Raw genomic sequence first — 17,422 nt, forward strand, 5'->3', positions numbered from 1 at the left:
ACCAAAGCGATCACCGCCGGACATAGTCCAGGTGCGGCCGACGCGATCATTGCAGGGACGGCAAGCATTCACCGTTGTCACTGTAGGCTCTGTCCGTGCGCGATCTTGCCGTTCTGTTTGCAGCAGTTTTCGAGGGCCGAGCTACGACAGGCCGCTCGTGGAAATGTATTGGCGGGACAATCCGCGCGATATTCATGGTTTCGATTACCTCTCGCCACCGATTCTGAGTGGATTAAGGATGTTCAATCCGTGAAAATCTCTCTCATTATCCGTGATGACAATACAATCGTTGGCCTGAGCTATGGCGGCGATGATCATATCGAGGGCGCTACGCGGGCGCCCGGCAAGCCTGCCATTTGCCATGATCCGCGCCCAGATAAGACCCGCACTCTCATCGAACGAAAGGATGCGACCCGCAAATAAAGCCTGTGGGCCTTCAGGGCCAACGAACCAGGCATCGAGTGCGTTTCGTTTCTTGCCCGCCGGTTTTTCGAGGATGCCGCGTTGAATCTCGGCGACCGTAAGGGAGGCAATGAACAGATCCCCGTCCTTTTGCGCCGCCATCCATGCGAGCAGCGATTCCGACGGCTCGGGCTTGACGACATTACTGATAATGCTGGTGTCAAGAAGATAGCGCGTCACAAATCGAGCCTGCGTCCCTCTTCGCGCGGACGCCCAAGGTCAAGTTCGGCTCCGACCAGCGGTGAGCGGCGTAGCGCCGCAAGAACGCCGCCGGTCTTGGGTGGTTCCCCGGATAGAATTTGTTGCACGACCGAGCGCACCTGTGTCGCCCCCGGCCCCTCCTCGGCGAGTTTCCGAGCCAAGGCTCGGATCAGCTCGCGATCGGAATTCAGTGCCTGAATCTCAAACCGAGCGACGCCGCGCTGGGTGAGACGCGTGCGATAGTTTTTCGTCGCTCTTTTTTGTGCCGCATTGGCCATCATCGGCCTCCATGATATAACCAGATATATAGACCGGAAGCTGGCTCGTGACAAGGCGGAGAGACACCGAGGATCAAAGCCATGATGGCGTCAACGGCACTTAACGACATGGCGATGTCCGACTGGACGCTCTTCGTCACTCCATCTGAAGCCAAGCATCCTGTCGGACGTGGGATTTCCGGCAAGTCTTTGCGCTGCTCCATGATGCGCCTGCCAGAGTACACGCGCAGGCAGCACAACAGCACCCAATTTATGCCCCTGATTTCAGTTGTTCACATTGCAGTTGCTTGCAACCTCGACAGCGAAAGGCTTTGTGTCGCAAAACGCGTCGCGCGGCCCAGCTTCGCAGCGATTATCCGCTGTCTCGAGGAGACAGAGACATCATCGCAGATGTCGTCGAGCCAGTCATACATCACCATCCAGTTGCGGGTCGCCTCGACAACCGCATGCGAGTTCTCGCGGTATCCTTCCAGGAAGCCGCCCGGCGACTGGCGGTCGTTCTTCACCCTGCGGATCGCAACGTCTGACCGGCGCTGTCCTGGACCTCGAGATGGAACTTAAGCGCCCTCTTTCGGCGCAGGCAAGGTGCGGTCTAGCTTCCCCTCTTCCGCCTTGTAGAAATATTGGCTGGCAACCAGCCATCCCTTGAGAGGCCGCAAGGGCGGGATACAGGTAGCCAGCATAAAGGGACCGGTAACCAGCAGATGGACCCACAAGGGCGCGCTGTACTGGACCTCGAGCCACACGCCGAGCAGGACACTTGGCACGCAAGCGAAGCAGATGACGAAAAATGCGGGACCATCTGCCGGATCGGCGAAACCGTAGTCGAGGCCGCAGACTTCACATTCGGGCCGCATTTTAAGAAAGCCGTTGAAAATGTGCCCCTGGCCGCAACGCGGGCATCGGCCTCTCAGCCCAGTTGTCGTTGGGGGGATTGGTGGCCACTCCGTTTGCATGACGAATGCTCCCATATACGATCAATGTTATTATTGACTGCAATCAATATAGATACATTATTCCGATTGATGCGATATGGCATAGTGACGCAGAGCCCGTTCACCCGCGAACGAGAGCAAATTCGCTGATGCGAAGACAAATCTAGAAGAAGGATGCCGCGAGCTCGGGCGGGCCTTCGAGCGCATGCCCCATGAATTCAAGAGCACCCTGGAGCTTTTCCCGGTCGATAGGGCCTCCAAGGCAGACACGAACCGCTTCTGGCGCCGGCCCCTCGACCGTGAAGGCATCGCTGGCAACAACGCCAATGCCGGAGGAGCGCATATGGCTGCCGAAGGTCGACCGCGTCCAGCCATTTGTCAGTGGCAGCCATATGTTGAAGCTGATCGGATCCCCGTGATAGCTGCCAGCCGGAAGGATAGCCGCGACCATCTCCTGGCGTGCCGTTGCCTCCTTTCGGATGAAACGGAGGATCGTATCGGCCGTGCCATCCTCTATCCAACGCGTGGCAAGGGCCATGTTGAGCGGCGACGCCATGACATTGTTGGCACGCATGGCGCTGACAAAGGGCCAGATCGCCTTGGTATCCGGCGCAACGACATAGGCCAGCCGAAGACCGGCACCAATGCATTTCGCAAGGCCGCCGATATGCCATGTGAGGTCCGGAGCCATTGCCGCAAGCGGCGGCGGCCCATGCAGCGGGATGAAGCCATAGGCGTCATCCTCGATGATCGGCACGTGATACTTGCGCGCCACCGCGCAGATCTCCTCGCGCCGTCGCTCTGGGATCGTCAGGGTCAGCGGGTTCTGCAGGGTAGGATTGAGATAAAGCCCCTTGGGGCTCAATCTTTGGCAGGCCTCGGCAAAGGCGTCCGGCAAAATACCGTCAACATCCATCGGCAAACCCGAAAGATTGAGACGCAGTTGTGCCGCAATCGAGCGGATGCCGGGATAGGTGATGCTTTCCGACAGGATAGTTTCACCGGGCTTTGCCAAGAGGCCGCAAATCGCCAGCAGCGCCGGATGGGCGCCTGGCGTCACGAAAATGCGCTCCTGCGAAGGGACAAGGCCGCGACGGCTGAGCCAGGCCGCGGCGGCCTCCTTGTCCATCCCCGAGCCGCCAAATCCCTGATAGCGCAGGAGCGGGATAAGGCTGGAGGCCACTGCCGAAATCCCCTCGCGCATCCGTGCGATCAAGTCCGGATCGGCAGGCTCCGGCGGCATGTTCATTGACAGATCGATGGCGGACGTGCGGCGCGGGTCAGGCGTTGTATCCGACGCAAAGCCGCGTCGCTCCCTGTCGGCACCACCTGTGACGAAGGTGCCGCGGCCGACATGCGAATCCACCAGTCCGCGCTTCTGCGCCTCGACATAGCCCCGCGCGACCGTGGTGAAATCGATATCCAGGCGTTTGGCCAGCTCGCGCTGTGGCGGCAGACGGTCCCCGATGACCAGCTGACCGCTGCGCAAATCCATCTCGATGAGGTCGGCAATGGCCATGTAGCGAGGGCTGTTGCTGCGGCTCAGATCGGGTCGCCAGTCTTTCATTGTGATATCGCCATGTCCTTCGTCATCGACATTGACTGTATATTGTTGCAACCGCCCCCTGTCACGAAAAATGTCTCAGCTGCAAAATCTCAACCGCAGAAAATGGTACGCCCGGCGCGCGAAGTAGGTCTATACGCCATCATCACCGACCGATTGATGGTATATTGAATGTATTCATTTTAAACTTTCATGCATTCGCTTTTTGCACTGGATCGCCTAGAAAATCGGCCCTCAAAATTTCCCTGCGGTAATTGATCGCATAATTGAATGTATTTTCGTGGTATTTGACTGCCATTTGTGCAAAATCAATCTGGCACGCGGCTTGCAATTGGATGGATGCTCCCCGGATGGGGATCGGATTTCAACCAAGGAGCCATCCATGCCCGCAGTGACCAAACCAGCCAACCAAAAAGGCGACTTTCTTGTCGATTACGAGGAAAAGGTTTTTGAGGACGTTCAAGCGACAGTGGGTGAGAAAGCCCTCGTCACCTTCCATACCGTCGCCTTCGAAGGATCGATCGGATTCGTCAACCTGCTGCAGGCGACGCGTCTGAAGCGGAAGGGTTTCGAGACCTCGATCCTTCTCTATGGCCCCGGCGTGACGCTCGGCGTTCAGCGCGGTTTTCCGACCCTCGGCGCGGAGGCCTTTCCAGGCCATCTGAATTTCAACAACCAGATTGTCAAGTTCATGGAAGAAGGCGGCAAGGTCTACGCCTGCCGTTTTGCCCTTCAGGCGCTCTACGGCCATGGCGAAGGCGCGCTGATCCCTGGCATCACGCCGATCAGTCCGCTCGACGTGCTCGACCTGATCCTCATCCATCGCCGCGACGGCGCCTTCATCCTCGATACCTGGACCCTTTGACCCACCGGGGCGGAGCACCCTGCTCCGCCCTCTCAATTCACCGACCGAGGATTTCGTCATGGAGAAAAAGTCGACCGTCCGGGTTGCCGCCGCGCAGATCGCGCCGGATCTGACTTCGCGAGAGAACACGCTCACCCGCGTACTGGAAACGATCCGCGAGGCGGCTACCAAAGGCGCCGAGCTGATCGTCTTCCCGGAGACCTTCGTTCCCTGGTATCCGTATTTTTCCTTCGTCCTGCCGCCCGTCCTTTCCGGCCGCGAACACATCCGGCTCTATGAGGAAGCGGTCACCATCCCGAGCGTGGCCACGGAAAGCGTGGCTGCCGCGGCGCGCGAACACGGCATTGTCGTGGCGCTGGGCGTCAACGAACGGGATCACGGCACGCTCTACAACGCCCAGCTTCTGTTCGATGCTGACGGAACGCTGATCCTCAAGCGTCGGAAGATCACCCCGACCTTTCATGAACGGATGATCTGGGGTCAGGGCGATGCATCCGGCCTGAAGGTCGTCGACAGCGCCATCGGCCGGCTTGGCGCGCTTGCCTGCTGGGAGCACTACAATCCGCTGGCCCGCTACGCGCTGATGGCGCAGCACGAGGAAATCCACATCGCCCAGTTTCCGGGCTCCATGGTCGGCCCCATTTTCGCCGAGCAGATGGAAGTGACGATCCGCCACCATGCGCTTGAAAGCGGCTGCTTTGTTGTCAATGCGACGGGATGGCTGACGGAGGAGCAGGTCGTCTCGATCACCCCGGATCAGGGTCTGCAGAAAGCCCTGCGCGGCGGCTGCATGACGGCGATCATTTCTCCGGAAGGCAAGCATGTCGTTCCGCCGCTGACCGAAGGCGAAGGCATCCTGGTTGCCGATCTCGATATGAGCCTGATCGTCAAGCGCAAGCGGATGATGGATTCGGTCGGTCACTATGCCCGGCCGGAACTGCTGCATCTGGTGATGGACGGCCGCGCGACCGCGCCGATGGCCGATACCTCCCTTTCCTCAACATCTGACATCGCACCGACAAGGACAAAGACCGATGGCGAATTCCCTTTCGACAGAGACGCTGATAAACGAGTTGCAGTCCTTCGGAGCCCGGCTCGTTGACCCGAAAGCCGGCCATGAAAGCCGGCGCGGCGGCGCAGGTCCATCCGACCACAAGGCGCTCACCATCGACGGTATGACCGTGATGGTGCCTGTGCACACGGCACCGGCCTTCGAAAGCCCCTATCTGGTGGAAAAGCCCGACGATGCCGGCAAAAGCCGGATCAGCCGCAACGGCCGTGTCATCGGAGAAGTCTCCTTTCCCTTGCGGCCGCGCTTCTACGAGCGCTCGACGGCGGAGGGCATCCCCTATTCGCAGATCGCCGTTCTGCACGGCAAGGACGTGCTGGCAACGACCGTTCTACAGACCTGCACCCGCTATCAGAGCCGGACGAAGACCTGTCAGTTCTGCGCCATCGGACAGTCTCTTGCGGCCGGCCGCACCGTCGCGCACAAGACACCGGCGCAGCTTGCCGAAGTCGCCAAGGCTGCCGTCGAGCTCGATGGCGTCAAGCACATGGTCATGACGACCGGCACACCGAAGGGCGACGACCGCGGAGCTGCCGTTCTGGCCGAAAGCGCCCGCGCCATCAAGGCTGCCGTCGACCTGCCCATCCAGGCGCAATGCGAACCGCCCGAAGACGATATCTGGTTTAGCCGCATGAAAGACGCCGGGGTCGACGCACTCGGCATGCATCTCGAAGTCGTCACGCCCGAAATCCGCGCCCGCATCATGCCCGGCAAGGCGCAGGTGCCGATCGAGAAATACATGCGCTCCTTCAGCGCAGCCGTCGAGGTTTTCGGGCGCGGACAAGTCTCCACCTACATCCTCGCCGGCCTTGGCGATACGCGCGAAGCCATCCTCGCTACATGCGAAAAGCTCGTCGCACTCGGCGTCTACCCCTTCGTCGTGCCCTTCGTTCCTATTTCCGGAACCCCGCTCGAAAGCCATCCGGCGCCGAAGCCTGAGTTTATGCATTCGATCCTCGCGCCGCTCTCGAAAATGCTAGTCGACAGCGGCCTGAAGGCGGTGGACATCAAGGCCGGCTGCGGCAAATGCGGCGCCTGCTCTGCCCTTTCCACCTATGAAAGGATGCTGACCAAATGATCCTTGAACCTTTTGTCCCCTATCGCACCAGCGAATTCCAGGTGAAGTTCGCCACCTCCAATTGGGAGCGGCAGGAAGCCCATGCGTTGCGACGCGCGGTCTTCTGCAAGGAGCAGCACATCTTCGAGGGTGACGATCGCGACGAGATCGACGATCACGCAACGCCAATCGTTGCCCTCTCTATGCTCGGCGTCGCCGCTGACCGGCTCGTGGGTACAGTTCGCATCCATGAGGCGGAGCCCGGTGTCTGGTGGGGCTCGCGTCTCGCCGTCCACGAAGATTTCCGCAAGATCGGCGCGCTCGGTGCAACACTCATCAGGCTCGCCGTCTCCTCTGCCAACGCGATGGGCTGCCGCACCTTTCTGGCCAATGTGCAGGTCCAGAACGGCCTCTTGTTCCGGCGCATGCATTGGGACCTGCTCGACGAAATCGAGATCCACGGCAAACCGCATCTGAAGATGAAGGCCGACCTCAATTTCTATCCGCCCTGCATCACACCGAAGGCCGGTTTCGTCGCGCTTGCGAAGAAGGCGGCATGACCATGAGCCTGATCGACATCAAAGCTCTGGCTGCGATATTGGCCGCAAGCAACGGCATCGCCGCCAAGCAGGATATCGGCTCGGTCGCCGCAACCCTCGGCCTTCAGGGTCAGTCGATTGCGGTCGGCGACGATTGCGCCGCCTTACCGGATGGCGACGGCTATCTGCTCTTTGCGATCGAAGGCTTCATGAACGAGTTTGTCGCAGCCGATCCCTGGTTTGCCGGCTGGTGCGGTGTCATGGTCAACATCTCTGATGTGGTCGCCATGGGCGGGCGGCCGGTCGCCGTCGTCGATGCGGTCTGGGCGAACGGCGAAGCCAGCGCCGCTTCGGTTCTCGAAGGTATGCGGGCAGCGGCAAGGAGCTTCGGCGTGCCGATCGTCGGCGGCCACACCAATATCCGAACCGATCGTGGCCAGCTTTCGGTCGCCATTCTCGGCCGGGCAAAAAAACTGCTGACCAGTTTCGATGCAAGGCCAGGCGATAGTCTCATCGCTGCCATCGACCACCGAGGGCGCTACCGCGAACCCTTCAATAATTGGGAAGCTGCAACCGACGCGCCGTCCGCGCGGCTGCGGGGCGATCTGGAAATTCTGCCCGAGATCGCAGAAGCCGGACTGGCGCTAGCGGCCAAAGACATCAGCCAGGGCGGTATCGTCGGCACGGCCATCATGCTTGCCGAATGTTCCTGCGTCAGCATCGAGATCGATGTTTCGGCCATTCCAGTGCCGGCTGGCGTCAGTCTGGAGCGCTGGCTCGCAACGTTCCCGAGCTTCGGCTACCTGCTGTCGGTTTCGCCCGAACATGAGGACGAGATTCTCCGCCGCTTCGCCGAGCGAAATATCACCGCCGCCATCGTCGGCAAGGTTCAGACGGGAACTGAAGTCGCCATCACAGACGGTATTCAGCGTGCCCTGATCCGCGACTATACCGACATGCCGCTGTTGCGTCTCGGACGCCAGGAGGACGCTGCATGAGCCGTCCCTTGCGCATCGCCATGCTCACCCATTCGACCAATCCGCGCGGCGGCGTCGTGCACGCCATGCAGCTTTCGGAGGCTTTGTCGGCATTCGGTCATGAGGTCGTGCTGCATGCGCCGGATGCCAAGCGAGCGGGTTTCTTCCGCGAAACCGCCTGCAAGACACTGTGCATACCCGTCGAGCCGGCCCCTGCGGACATGACCGCGATGGTCGAGCAGCGGATCGCGGACTATGTCGCCCATTTCGACATGTCGGGAACCGATCGCTTCGATCTCTTCCACGCGCATGACGGCATCTCGGGAAATGCGCTCGCAACATTAAAGCAGAAGGCACTCATCCCCGGCTTCGCGCGCACCATTCACCACATCGACCACTTCGCCGACCCGCGACTGATGAGCCTGCAGGATCGCTCGATCGATGAAGCCGATGTCTTCTTCACCGTCAGCAGCTTGTGGCAGAAGGTGCTCAGAGACGAACGCGGGGTGGATGCTACGATCGTCGGCAACGGCGTGGATACCGGACGTTTTTCCCCGGCGTGGAACGGCGAGCAGGCGGCGCTCCGCGACACCTTGAAGCTCACGAGCGGTCCTATCTTTCTCAGCGTGGGCGGCATTGAGGCGCGAAAGAACACCCTCGGCATTCTCGAAGCCTTCCGGCAGATCCGTGCCATCCGGCCGGATGCGCAACTGGTCATTGCCGGCGGCGCTTCCCTGCTCGATCATCACGGTTATCAGCAGGAGTTCCACTTGGCGCTTGCAGGCCTCGGCAGCCATGCCGCAGCCGTTCATATCACCGGCCCGATTGCCGATCCGGACATGCCCAATCTCTATCGGATGGCCGACGCGCTGGTCTTTCCGTCCATCAAGGAGGGATATGGTCTTGTCGTGCTGGAAGCGATGGCAAGTGGCGTGCCCGTTGTTGTCTCCTCGATCGCACCTTTTACCGAATATCTGGGTCCGGAGGATGCCATCTGGTGCGATCCGCATCACCCGGCCTCGATTGCCGAAGGCATGGCATTGGCGCTTGTCGCGCCTGTGCGGGAGCGCGTTATTCCGCGGGGTCTCGAGGTTGCTACCCGCCATGGCTGGCAGCAGACGGCCGCAGCGCATATCGGCCCCTATCAACGCCTGCCGGAGCCCGCCCATGCCTGAGATGCGTTTTGTCATTGCCTGGCCGGATGGCCGCAAGGAATGCTGCTATTCGCCATCGCTCGTTATCAGAGACTTTTTCACCGAGGGGCAAACCTATGCGCTCACCGATTTCCTCGACCGCAGTCGAAACGCGCTGACGATTGCCAGCGACCGCGTCGAGGCGAAGTACGGTCGTCCGTGCGCGCTTGCGCTTGGACAGCTAGCCCATATCGAACAAGCCGCCGCCCCCTTTTTAACCGACACGGATGCCACCGTGCGCTGCGAAATCTTCATCCTGTGAAAGGAACTCCCATGGCCAATCAAATCCTGAAGCCCCACTACAGCACCGTTGTCATCGGCGGCGGCCAGGCCGGGCTTTCGGCCAGCCATTATCTGAAAGCCCACGGCCTCGATCATGTCGTCTTCGAGAAGAAGACTGTTGCCCACAAATGGAAGAACGAACGCTGGGACGCCTTCTGCCTGGTGACGCCCAACTGGCAATGCCAATTGCCGGATCATCCCTATGACGGCGCAGACCCGCACGGCTTCATGGTCAAGGATGAAATCCTCGCCTATGTCGACCGTTTCGTCGCCAAGGTCGATGCACCGGTTTTCGAACAGACCACCGTGGCCACTCTGGAGCGCTATGGCGATCTCTTCCGCATCGAGACGTCGGCCGGAACGGTAACCGCCAATAGCGTCGTCATCGCCACCAGCCTCTACGCTGACCCAACCATTCCCCGCGCCGCCGAGCGGTTGCCGGAAGATATCCTGCAAATGCATAGCGCGGCCTATCGCAATGCCGGGCAATTGCCGGAGGGCGGCGTCATCGTCGTCGGCTCCGGCCAGTCGGGCTGTCAGATTGCAGAAGATCTCCATCTTGCCGGACGTAAGGTCCACCTCGTCACCGGCAACGCCCCCCGCTGCGCCCGGTTCTATCGCGGTCGGGATGTGGTCGACTGGCTTTCCGACATTGGCCAGTACGACATCACGGTCGAACACGACGGCATGACGAAGAAAAAGCACGATACCAACCACTACCTGACCGGCCGTGACGGTGGCCGCGATATCGATTTGCGCAAGTTCGCTCTGGAGGGAATGGTCCTTTATGGCCGCATGTCGGGTGTGGCCGGCGGCAAAATGCTGTTCGAGCAGAATCTGAAGGCCAATCTCGACGGCGCTGATCGCGTCTACAACGGCATCAACGCCCTGATCGACCGGCATATCGCCGAGAAAAACATCAAGGGCCCGGCCGGCTCCGTCTACACGCCTTTGTGGGCGCCCGAAACCGAGATTGCCGAACTCGACCTGAAGGCAGCCGGTGTCAGTTCCGTCATCTGGGCCACGGGCTTCACTCCCGACTGGTCATTCGTCGGCCTGCCAATCTTCGACGGAAATGCCTATCCGGTCCACCGCCGCGGCGTCACCGCCGTCGATGGTGTCTACGTGCTCGGCCTTCCCTGGCTCTGGACCTGGGGATCGGGCCGCTTCTTGAGCGTCGGCAAGGACGCCGAACACGTGGTCGGACATCTCGCAGCACGGCTTTTGGCACAGGCGCCGTCTCTCAAGCAAGCGGTCAACGCCTGATCATGAGCGCAGCCCTTCTCGATTTCCCAACACCCGGACCTTCCGTACGCGACCTCGTGGAGCGAGCCGTTGATCCGCATATCCTTCTCGGCATGCCCCATTTGAACAGCTCGGGGCTGTCGGAAACCTGGCTGATGAAGGAACTCGGCCATCGCCACTGGCTGATGCTTGCGCGTCATCTCGGCTTGGACACCGCTGATTTCAGAACCGCCGATGGAGAAGAAGCCTATGCCGCGATCTGTGCAACGTCACTGACGGCTGCACGCTTCAACGTCGCGCGGGCGAACGACATTCTGTCCATTCATTCGAAACTTTCCGCAGTCTCGCGGACCCAGACATCGACCCGACACGAGTTGTCTGTTGATGGCAGGCGCATCGGCACGGTCGAATTGATCTCAACTTTCGTTCACAGAGCAATCAAAGGCAACAATCACTCCATCGCACGTGTGACATTGCCCGAGCCACAGGGACAGCGGTTCGAGTGGAGCGCTCTGGCGAAGAATGCCGCGGACATTCGAAATGGCCGGCTAAGGACACATTTTGGGATTCCTGTCCTTGCTGAAAAAGCACTCCGAACGTTCAGGTTCAACCCTAGCATCTCGCAGGAGTTCAACGGCGCAGGATTATTCTACTTTGCCGAGTTTCAGGCACTCGCCGATCGCGCCTTGGAGAATTGGTTTCCCTCCAAAGGCCCAGTCAGTCGAAGGGAGGTTTTCTTCCTCGGTAATATCGAGAAAAATGAAAGCGTTCTCTTCGACCTTATTGATTGTTATAGCGACCCAAAAACTGTCTATGGGCAACTAAGACGCGAAGATGGGAAAGTGATCGCCAGAATGTTCAATACATGTGCAGACGGCGCATGACCTTTCGCCTATCGATTGTCCACGAAGTCGAGCCTTGCCCCCTCCCCGAAAAGAAGCAGCGCGAGTTTTCCCGCGTCGTCAGCAGGTTGGCGCGCCAGGGCAAGAGTCTTTCCGCGCACCGGTCCCGATCGAAGCGGCATGGTGAGCGACACGGGGAAGGCTGAGCTTCGCGCTTCCCATGACGGATCGCAGTTGAGACGCCATTCCTCCACGAAGGTCAGATGCGCGACGAGCAAGGTCTCGTAATAGATGGATGTCATGGCTTGTCACCGAAGGTCGGCAGGAAGCCGAGTTCGTCCTCCTCCGGGGGCATCGGTGATGATGGTGCTGCAGACTTGAGGTCGCCGAGTTCAAAGCCAACTGTTCGGGCGACGGTGAGGGCCTTCTGGAGCTGACAGCTCGGCTTGCCGGATTCGAGCTCAGGGGCCTGTTTGGTTTATGCTCGGCCGGCTAATCAGCGTCGCCGCGATACAGGGTAACGTCACAGGACACGCGTTTCCTCGTGTCCGATGGGTTCTCTCCGTAGGTCATCCTATAGATCGCGGAAAAACGGCTGAAATGGAAGAAACCCCATTTCAGGCATATGTCTCGCAACGATTGCCGGTTTGAAGGATCCAGCAGATCCTCTCGAACCGCTCGCAAACGCATGGTCCGCAGGAAAGTTGCCGGCGTGGTTGCCTTGAAGGTACGAAAGCCTTCTTCGAGAGAGCGAATGGAAACACCCACCGTCTCGGCAACCTTCTGCATCGTAAACGGCCGGTCGATGTTTGCGTGCATGAATTCGATGGCGCTGCGCACATGCCGTGGCGCGATCATGTGGATTTTCTTGTCCAAGAGATGTGACAACCGATGAGGGATTGATCGCACGATCATGTCGGCAAGCGCTTCGGTCAGGTTCGACATGGCTATTGGGGAATGACGCAACGGTCCGGCGTCACGTAGGCCGAGAATGATCGTCTGGGCCAGACTGCCGATGACCCGGCCGGATGATGTGGAAAGATCCACGACCGGCGACAATTCAAGTGCTCGGTTCAGCGGCGTGTCCAATATTGCGGCAACCTTCTGCGCAATTGCTGCCCAGCTCAGACGCAGCACATGGGACTGGTGGGGTTCCCCTCGCACGAAAAAGCGCTCTGCTTCGTGATTGTTTACCAGCAGCATCTGCCCAGGCATACCTTCGACGACGCTTCGACCAAGCGCCACATCGATGGCGCCGGCAAGTGGCATGGGGATTGAAAGCCACTCCTGCGTTTCCGGTACCGCTCTGACGCTCCACTCGAAGTGGTACTGGCCGGTGATCAGCGACAAGATGCCATCGGACCAGAAATCGGCCTTCCAATCGAATGTTCGCCCCCGACCAATGGGCGACGCATCAAAGGGACCGAAGGTCCCGGAAAAAGTCTCGACCATATGCTCAAAGGTTGAACCCTGGAGGCGCGACACAAGATCGGGTGGAGCGTTTTCTGACATGCACAAACTCAATCACGGCGAATGAAACCATGCGGTAGTCGATGAAGGCTCATCCTCATGCACCATCGAACCGCGCCACATATAAATCAAGATCTCGTCGTTTCTGTGCTCGTGCATGCCGACCACCAGGGGACCCGGACACCAAGCTGAAGTGAATTGCGCCGCGCCATGAGCCGGTGATCGCATTCGTAGTCATTATCGTTCTCCCAAATTACGAACTGATCGCTCTATAACTACTAAGATTTTTTGCTCTCAGTCGTTGCGTGCGTCGAGATTGGAGAGCAGCATATCCAGCGCAGTTTCAAGACGCGCCTTGCCGGCGCCTGCCCGCACCATGACCTGGAAGCCGGGGAAGGCGACGACGAGAAGGCGTGCGATTTCGCGAGCCGACCTGCCATTCTTGACCGAACCGTCGGCTTGACCCCGCTCGACAGTGCGGGCGAAAGCGTCTTCGATGAGCTGAAAATCCGCTTCTACTCGATCACGCACCTGCGGATCGTGAGGGGCCATTTCAACCGCCTGGTTGGTACTCATGCAGCCATGTGAAAACTCAACCGCTCTCGCATCGGCGATGATCTTGCAAAAGAAGGTCTCAAGTGCTTGCCGCGCCGACCCCTCATTGAGTATGGCATCCATCTCACGTGCTCGCGCCGCCCTATAGGAATCGTAAGCGGCCAGAAACAACTCCCTCTTGTCGCCGAAAGTGCCGTAAAGGCTGCTTTTGCTCAGTCCGGTCGCGTTGAGCAGGTCCACGAGGCTGGCTGCCTCAAAACCCTTGTTCCAGAATACCTGCATGGCCTTGTTTAGCGCGTCGGCGGTATTGAACTCCTGCGGGCGGGCCATTGCAAAATCCTATGCTGAGGAGCAATTAAGGACCGATCGGTCCTTTATCGCTTAGCAATTCCGAACCAAAAGGTCCAGAATTTTATTGAGAACGCCACCGGTTTGGCAGACCGATCCCGGTGGCTGGATCCAAAAGCCATTCGATCCCGACGCCGTTGGACCCACTTTGCCAGTCAACAGCATGGTGCCAATGAGATTAAAGGATTGATCCCCCAATGTCTTCGTGCTCTCATACATTGCAAACAGGTCGCTTTTATCGCTGCTGCTGAAATCGTAAATTGTGGACTGTCCCGCGACTGGGCCCGGAAATCGGGTCGGTGAATAGAGAGATCAACGCAATAGCACCGAACGCAACCTTTCATTAATGCAATTCAAATAGCTGGCCATGCCCCCGGCACCTTGCCGGCTGCGCAATCTAATTCGAGTTGTGAATGACATGCCCCGCCTCCCCGCCTCTTCATCCGTCTTTAGCCAGAAAATTTCATCCTTTTGCGATATGCGTCTCGCCTGCGCGCTTTCGAGCCACGACCACGAAAATCTCCGCAGTTACATGCTTGGCTTCGTTGCGCGCCGAGCGAGACCGCCACAGAACGCTGGCAAGCTCGACTGGAAGGAAATTGCAGTTGCTTGCGATCTCGACAGTGAAAGCCTTCGTGTCGCAAAACGGGTCGCGCAGCCCGGCTTCGAAGCGATTATCCGCTGGCTCGAGGAGACGAAGATTGCCTCGGCCAATACTCGCGGTCACTCTGGCGAACTGACGTTGGTAGATCGATCCGTTGTTGGCCACAATTGAGTATATGGCGGAGCGGCTCCGTTGCCCTAGGGATCCAATTATCGCCAGCACAATGACGCGCGGTTCTTTGCGGCAGCTCGGTCCACGACGGCCGGAGGAAGCGGTGGAAAGTCTCGCCCGGGCCAAAACGTGTAAGCTTCACCCGCGCGCCGTTACCCAGATCCCGGATATAGGCTGGGACAGCTTCGACATGCCCTCCGCGACGAATTCGGCCGCCGTCTTATGATCGCAGTCCTTGAATCGATACGCTCGACGCGGCAAAAAGCGCGGGTAGTTGCTGATCGAGTAGGGATGGTGTCGATAGGCGAACAGAGGCCCGGCTGCGTCGCTGACGACACCTACTCCGACAACCCCTGCAATCCGAGCGCCGCGTTACGACGAAGGTCAGCGATGGCTGTCCGCAGTTCGCCTTCTTCCCAACCTACCTCAAGGCCGGCCTCAACGAGCTTGGCTTCGATTTCTTCTTCGCCGAGTGTGTCGTCCTCCGCCAGCTGAGCAATTGCTGGTGAGAGGGCCTCCTCGCAATCGAGGGCTCTCTCGGGATGACCGATCGGACGCTTGGGGGATGCAATATTGATCATATTCACTTTCTCCTAAACGACAGATTGAAGGCATGTATATGGGCTGACTGTTGGTAGTCTACACTATGAAGTAGCTCCTTTGCAGGGTCACAACATATGGGCCTGACTTGGCATCGCTGGAACCGATCCGATTGACGTCAATCTGGTGTGGCGGGGCTAGAATCGTACCTCGCCGCAGAAGATCATCGTGACCGGCAGCGCGTCGTATAAGTGATCTGCCAGACTGATCGGATCATTCCGGAAACTTTTGGTCCTATCGCATGGAGCCAGCCCCCTGGGGAACTCGGTTCTTCCGGCCCAAGTATGGCTCAGACTTGCTCGCCGCGTTTCTCTTCAGACGGGGTGGGAGTTTCGACAGGCGTATCTGCCTTCATATCGACGGGAACGACATACATTTCCATGTTTTCGCGCGACAGTTCCCAATGCTTAAAGACCAGATCGACAACAGTATGTTCGTCGTGCGCCTTTATGGCTGCGATAAAGCCGTCATGGTGTTCCACCGCCAATTTAAGGCGCTGCCTCATGTCATCATTGCGCGGATGAAAGAAGGTGTGCCCTATACGGGCATGGTCCACGAGTAGGCGTCCCAAGCTGGGTTGCAAGTAAACATTGCCGGACATCTCGCCCATGATCTCGTGGAATCTGTTGTTCTCCAGGACCATCTCAAGTGTGTCACCGCTCTGGCTTGCAGTGCGAAACCTTTCCTGCGTATCGCTCAACTCAGACAGTTGCTTAGGCTTGAAGTTCTGAACCGCCAGCCGTCCGATCGCCGCGTAGATCATTGGCGCGACCAGGAAGAAGTGGCGTAGCGTCGAATGGTTCAGAGGAATAACGCGCGCGCCCCTATTTTCTCGGATGTCAATGTACCCTTCACCCGCGAGACGACGAAAAACGTCCCTCACAGGCGTACGCGACAAACCATATCGCTCGCTGATGCTGACTTCATCCAAATCTTCATCGGGATCGAGTTCCATTGTCAGAATCTGGCGCTTGAGATCGTCGTAGAGACTGTTCTTGCCGGCCTTCATTTCGATTCCTCATCAATTCCTGGCTTTCACTTCCCTAGGCGTGACCGCTTGGGATTCCATCACGACTTCGGGCCGTCTCAATTGCAGTATTGGTACACAATATTTGCACAGAGAAAATACCGAATATCCTGAGTGCCATAACGGCCCCGTACATCAATAGCAATGCGCCAAACATCAGCGGTCAACGATGCACTAAAGATCGTTCGCAGAGGACACGCCAATCCAAAGGCGTTCAGACATCCGATAACGCGTCGGTCCCTTCTCGATGATGCAAGACTATACAATCGCGCCACCACGAACGGTTCAGGAGCGCCTCAAAGCGTTTGTATTTTTTAAGTGCTATTATTGTGTACTTTAAAAACACAATTCTATTGACTCTGAAACATGCTCGTGCGAATTTCGCGCTCATGAACCGGCTGCGCTTTTGCGAGCCGCAAAATCGACCTCGGGGATTTCGGATGAAGGGTGGCAAGAGCGAACTCTACGACGATCTCAAGCGCCAGATTCTGACGATGGAGCTCGATCCTGATGAGGATTTGGACGAAGCAGCCCTGAGCGAAAAGTACGGCGTGTCGCGTACGCCAGTCCGAGAAGTCTTTCGCCGACTGGAGGGCGAAGGCTATGTGGATATTCGTGCGAACAGAGGCGCTCGGGTCATTTCGATGAACCATTCGACTCTGCGCCACTTCTTCCTAGTCGCGCCAATGATCTACGCGGCGATCGGACGCCTAGCGGTCCGGAACTTCAAGCCCAAGCAGTTTTCCGATCTACAGATCACACAGGAACGGTTTCGCGACGCAAGTGCCTCGAATGATGCCCTTTCCATGACACTCGCGAACAATCGGTTTCACGAGATCATCGGCGAGATGTCCGGCAATGACTACCTTCAGCCGAGCCTTGGCAGGCTGCTGATCGATCATGCTCGCATCGGCCACACGTTCTTCCGGCCACGCAACGAAGACATGCGCAAGCGGCTTCAAACCGCAGTCGAACACCATGACGGCTTCATCGCGGCGATCGACGCTCGCGACGAGGATGCTGTCGTCGACCTCGTGTTCGAACACTGGGAATTATCGCGCGAGAACATGGAGATGTTCATCGCCCCGCAAGCACTCAAGGCGGACGCGTTGGTCGAAACGCCGAAGTAATCGATGGA

20 protein-coding genes and 2 pseudogenes are annotated in these 17,422 nt (G+C 58.6%); 11 read left to right on the top strand and 11 right to left on the bottom strand.

Annotated elements, in window-relative coordinates; all coding sequences use genetic code 11:
* Positions 1-204: 204 nt before the first annotated feature.
* From WI754_RS25735 to WI754_RS25755, 5 genes and pseudogenes are all read right to left on the bottom strand, one after another.
* Positions 205-642 carry a type II toxin-antitoxin system VapC family toxin gene (locus WI754_RS25735; protein ID WP_341486840.1) on the bottom strand — a complete coding sequence of 146 codons (438 nt, stop codon included), beginning with the start codon at positions 640-642 and terminating at the stop codon, positions 205-207.
* Complete coding sequence (locus WI754_RS25740) at positions 639-941, bottom strand: hypothetical protein (protein WP_341486841.1); 303 nt, start codon at positions 939-941, stop codon at positions 639-641. Before WI754_RS25740 ends, WI754_RS25735 begins: the two co-directional genes overlap by 4 nt.
* A gap of 368 nt (positions 942-1,309) precedes the next feature.
* Positions 1,310-1,521, bottom strand: a pseudogene (locus WI754_RS25745) (hypothetical protein); the annotation flags it as partial.
* On the bottom strand, positions 1,499-1,897 hold the full coding sequence (locus WI754_RS25750; protein ID WP_341486842.1) for a DUF983 domain-containing protein: 399 nt from the start codon (positions 1,895-1,897) through the stop codon (positions 1,499-1,501). The pseudogene WI754_RS25745 and the gene WI754_RS25750, both read right to left, overlap by 23 nt.
* 142 nt (positions 1,898-2,039) lie before the next feature.
* A complete protein-coding gene (locus WI754_RS25755) occupies positions 2,040-3,443 on the bottom strand; it encodes a PLP-dependent aminotransferase family protein (RefSeq protein WP_341486843.1) in 1,404 nt (467 codons plus the stop codon).
* 379 nt (positions 3,444-3,822) lie between these two features.
* On the opposite strand from WI754_RS25755, the gene WI754_RS25760 reads away from it, so the two are divergent.
* From WI754_RS25760 to WI754_RS25800, 9 genes are read left to right on the top strand one after another with little or no spacing between them, the layout of a single operon-like run.
* Positions 3,823-4,305: an MSMEG_0572/Sll0783 family nitrogen starvation response protein gene (locus tag WI754_RS25760; RefSeq protein WP_341486844.1), complete on the top strand. Its 483-nt coding sequence runs from the start codon at positions 3,823-3,825 to the stop codon at positions 4,303-4,305.
* A gap of 58 nt (positions 4,306-4,363) precedes the next feature.
* A complete protein-coding gene (locus WI754_RS25765) occupies positions 4,364-5,407 on the top strand; it encodes a Nit6803 family nitrilase (protein ID WP_341486845.1) in 1,044 nt (347 codons plus the stop codon).
* Positions 5,340-6,452, top strand: coding sequence for an MSMEG_0568 family radical SAM protein (locus WI754_RS25770; RefSeq protein ID WP_341486846.1), 1,113 nt, complete (start codon positions 5,340-5,342; stop codon positions 6,450-6,452). The genes WI754_RS25765 and WI754_RS25770 overlap by 68 nt, the downstream gene beginning before the upstream one ends.
* Complete coding sequence (locus tag WI754_RS25775; protein ID WP_341486847.1) at positions 6,449-6,991, top strand: MSMEG_0567/Sll0786 family nitrogen starvation N-acetyltransferase; 543 nt, start codon at positions 6,449-6,451, stop codon at positions 6,989-6,991. The genes WI754_RS25770 and WI754_RS25775 overlap by 4 nt, the downstream gene beginning before the upstream one ends.
* A 2-nt stretch (positions 6,992-6,993) precedes the next feature.
* Positions 6,994-7,968 (top strand): sll0787 family AIR synthase-like protein, encoded by a 975-nt coding sequence (locus WI754_RS25780; RefSeq protein ID WP_341488007.1) that lies wholly within the window; start codon positions 6,994-6,996, stop codon positions 7,966-7,968.
* Positions 7,965-9,122, top strand: coding sequence for an MSMEG_0565 family glycosyltransferase (locus WI754_RS25785; protein WP_341486848.1), 1,158 nt, complete (start codon positions 7,965-7,967; stop codon positions 9,120-9,122). The genes WI754_RS25780 and WI754_RS25785 overlap by 4 nt, the downstream gene beginning before the upstream one ends.
* A complete protein-coding gene (locus tag WI754_RS25790) occupies positions 9,115-9,402 on the top strand; it encodes an MSMEG_0570 family nitrogen starvation response protein (RefSeq protein WP_341486849.1) in 288 nt (95 codons plus the stop codon). Before WI754_RS25785 ends, WI754_RS25790 begins: the two co-directional genes overlap by 8 nt.
* Positions 9,403-9,413: 11 nt before the next feature.
* The gene (locus WI754_RS25795; RefSeq protein WP_341486850.1) at positions 9,414-10,688 is read left to right on the top strand and encodes an MSMEG_0569 family flavin-dependent oxidoreductase; all 1,275 of its coding nucleotides are present in this window, start codon (positions 9,414-9,416) and stop codon (positions 10,686-10,688) included.
* Positions 10,689-10,690: 2 nt separating this feature from the next.
* Positions 10,691-11,551: a Pnap_2097 family protein gene (locus WI754_RS25800; RefSeq protein ID WP_341486851.1), complete on the top strand. Its 861-nt coding sequence runs from the start codon at positions 10,691-10,693 to the stop codon at positions 11,549-11,551.
* Positions 11,552-11,559: 8 nt separating this feature from the next.
* On the opposite strand, the gene WI754_RS25805 is transcribed toward WI754_RS25800, so the two are convergent.
* From WI754_RS25805 to WI754_RS25820, 4 genes and pseudogenes are all read right to left on the bottom strand, one after another.
* The gene (locus tag WI754_RS25805; RefSeq protein ID WP_341486852.1) at positions 11,560-11,811 is read right to left on the bottom strand and encodes a hypothetical protein; all 252 of its coding nucleotides are present in this window, start codon (positions 11,809-11,811) and stop codon (positions 11,560-11,562) included.
* Positions 11,808-11,972: pseudogene (locus tag WI754_RS25810) on the bottom strand (transcriptional regulator); the annotation flags it as partial. The gene WI754_RS25805 and the pseudogene WI754_RS25810, both read right to left, overlap by 4 nt.
* Positions 11,973-12,001: 29 nt before the next feature.
* Positions 12,002-13,021 (bottom strand): helix-turn-helix transcriptional regulator, encoded by a 1,020-nt coding sequence (locus WI754_RS25815; protein ID WP_341486853.1) that lies wholly within the window; start codon positions 13,019-13,021, stop codon positions 12,002-12,004.
* A 252-nt stretch (positions 13,022-13,273) separates the two neighbouring features.
* Positions 13,274-13,864 carry a TetR/AcrR family transcriptional regulator gene (locus tag WI754_RS25820; RefSeq protein WP_341486854.1) on the bottom strand — a complete coding sequence of 197 codons (591 nt, stop codon included), beginning with the start codon at positions 13,862-13,864 and terminating at the stop codon, positions 13,274-13,276.
* Positions 13,865-14,249: 385 nt separating this feature from the next.
* Between WI754_RS25820 and WI754_RS25825 the strand changes: the two genes are divergently transcribed.
* A complete protein-coding gene (locus WI754_RS25825; RefSeq protein WP_349437950.1) occupies positions 14,250-14,657 on the top strand; it encodes a hypothetical protein in 408 nt (135 codons plus the stop codon).
* Between the two features lie 338 nt (positions 14,658-14,995).
* On the opposite strand, the gene WI754_RS25830 is transcribed toward WI754_RS25825, so the two are convergent.
* A complete protein-coding gene (locus tag WI754_RS25830) occupies positions 14,996-15,238 on the bottom strand; it encodes a hypothetical protein (protein WP_341486855.1) in 243 nt (80 codons plus the stop codon).
* Between the two features lie 308 nt (positions 15,239-15,546).
* On the bottom strand, positions 15,547-16,266 hold the full coding sequence (locus WI754_RS25835; RefSeq protein ID WP_341486856.1) for a GntR family transcriptional regulator: 720 nt from the start codon (positions 16,264-16,266) through the stop codon (positions 15,547-15,549).
* 458 nt (positions 16,267-16,724) lie between these two features.
* Between WI754_RS25835 and WI754_RS25840 the strand changes: the two genes are divergently transcribed.
* Positions 16,725-17,414, top strand: coding sequence for a GntR family transcriptional regulator (locus tag WI754_RS25840; RefSeq protein ID WP_341486857.1), 690 nt, complete (start codon positions 16,725-16,727; stop codon positions 17,412-17,414).
* The last annotated feature ends 8 nt before the right edge of the window (positions 17,415-17,422 follow it).

The sequence above is a fragment of the Pararhizobium sp. A13 genome, assembly GCF_040126305.1.
Taxonomy (GTDB): Bacteria; Pseudomonadota; Alphaproteobacteria; order Rhizobiales; family Rhizobiaceae; genus Pararhizobium.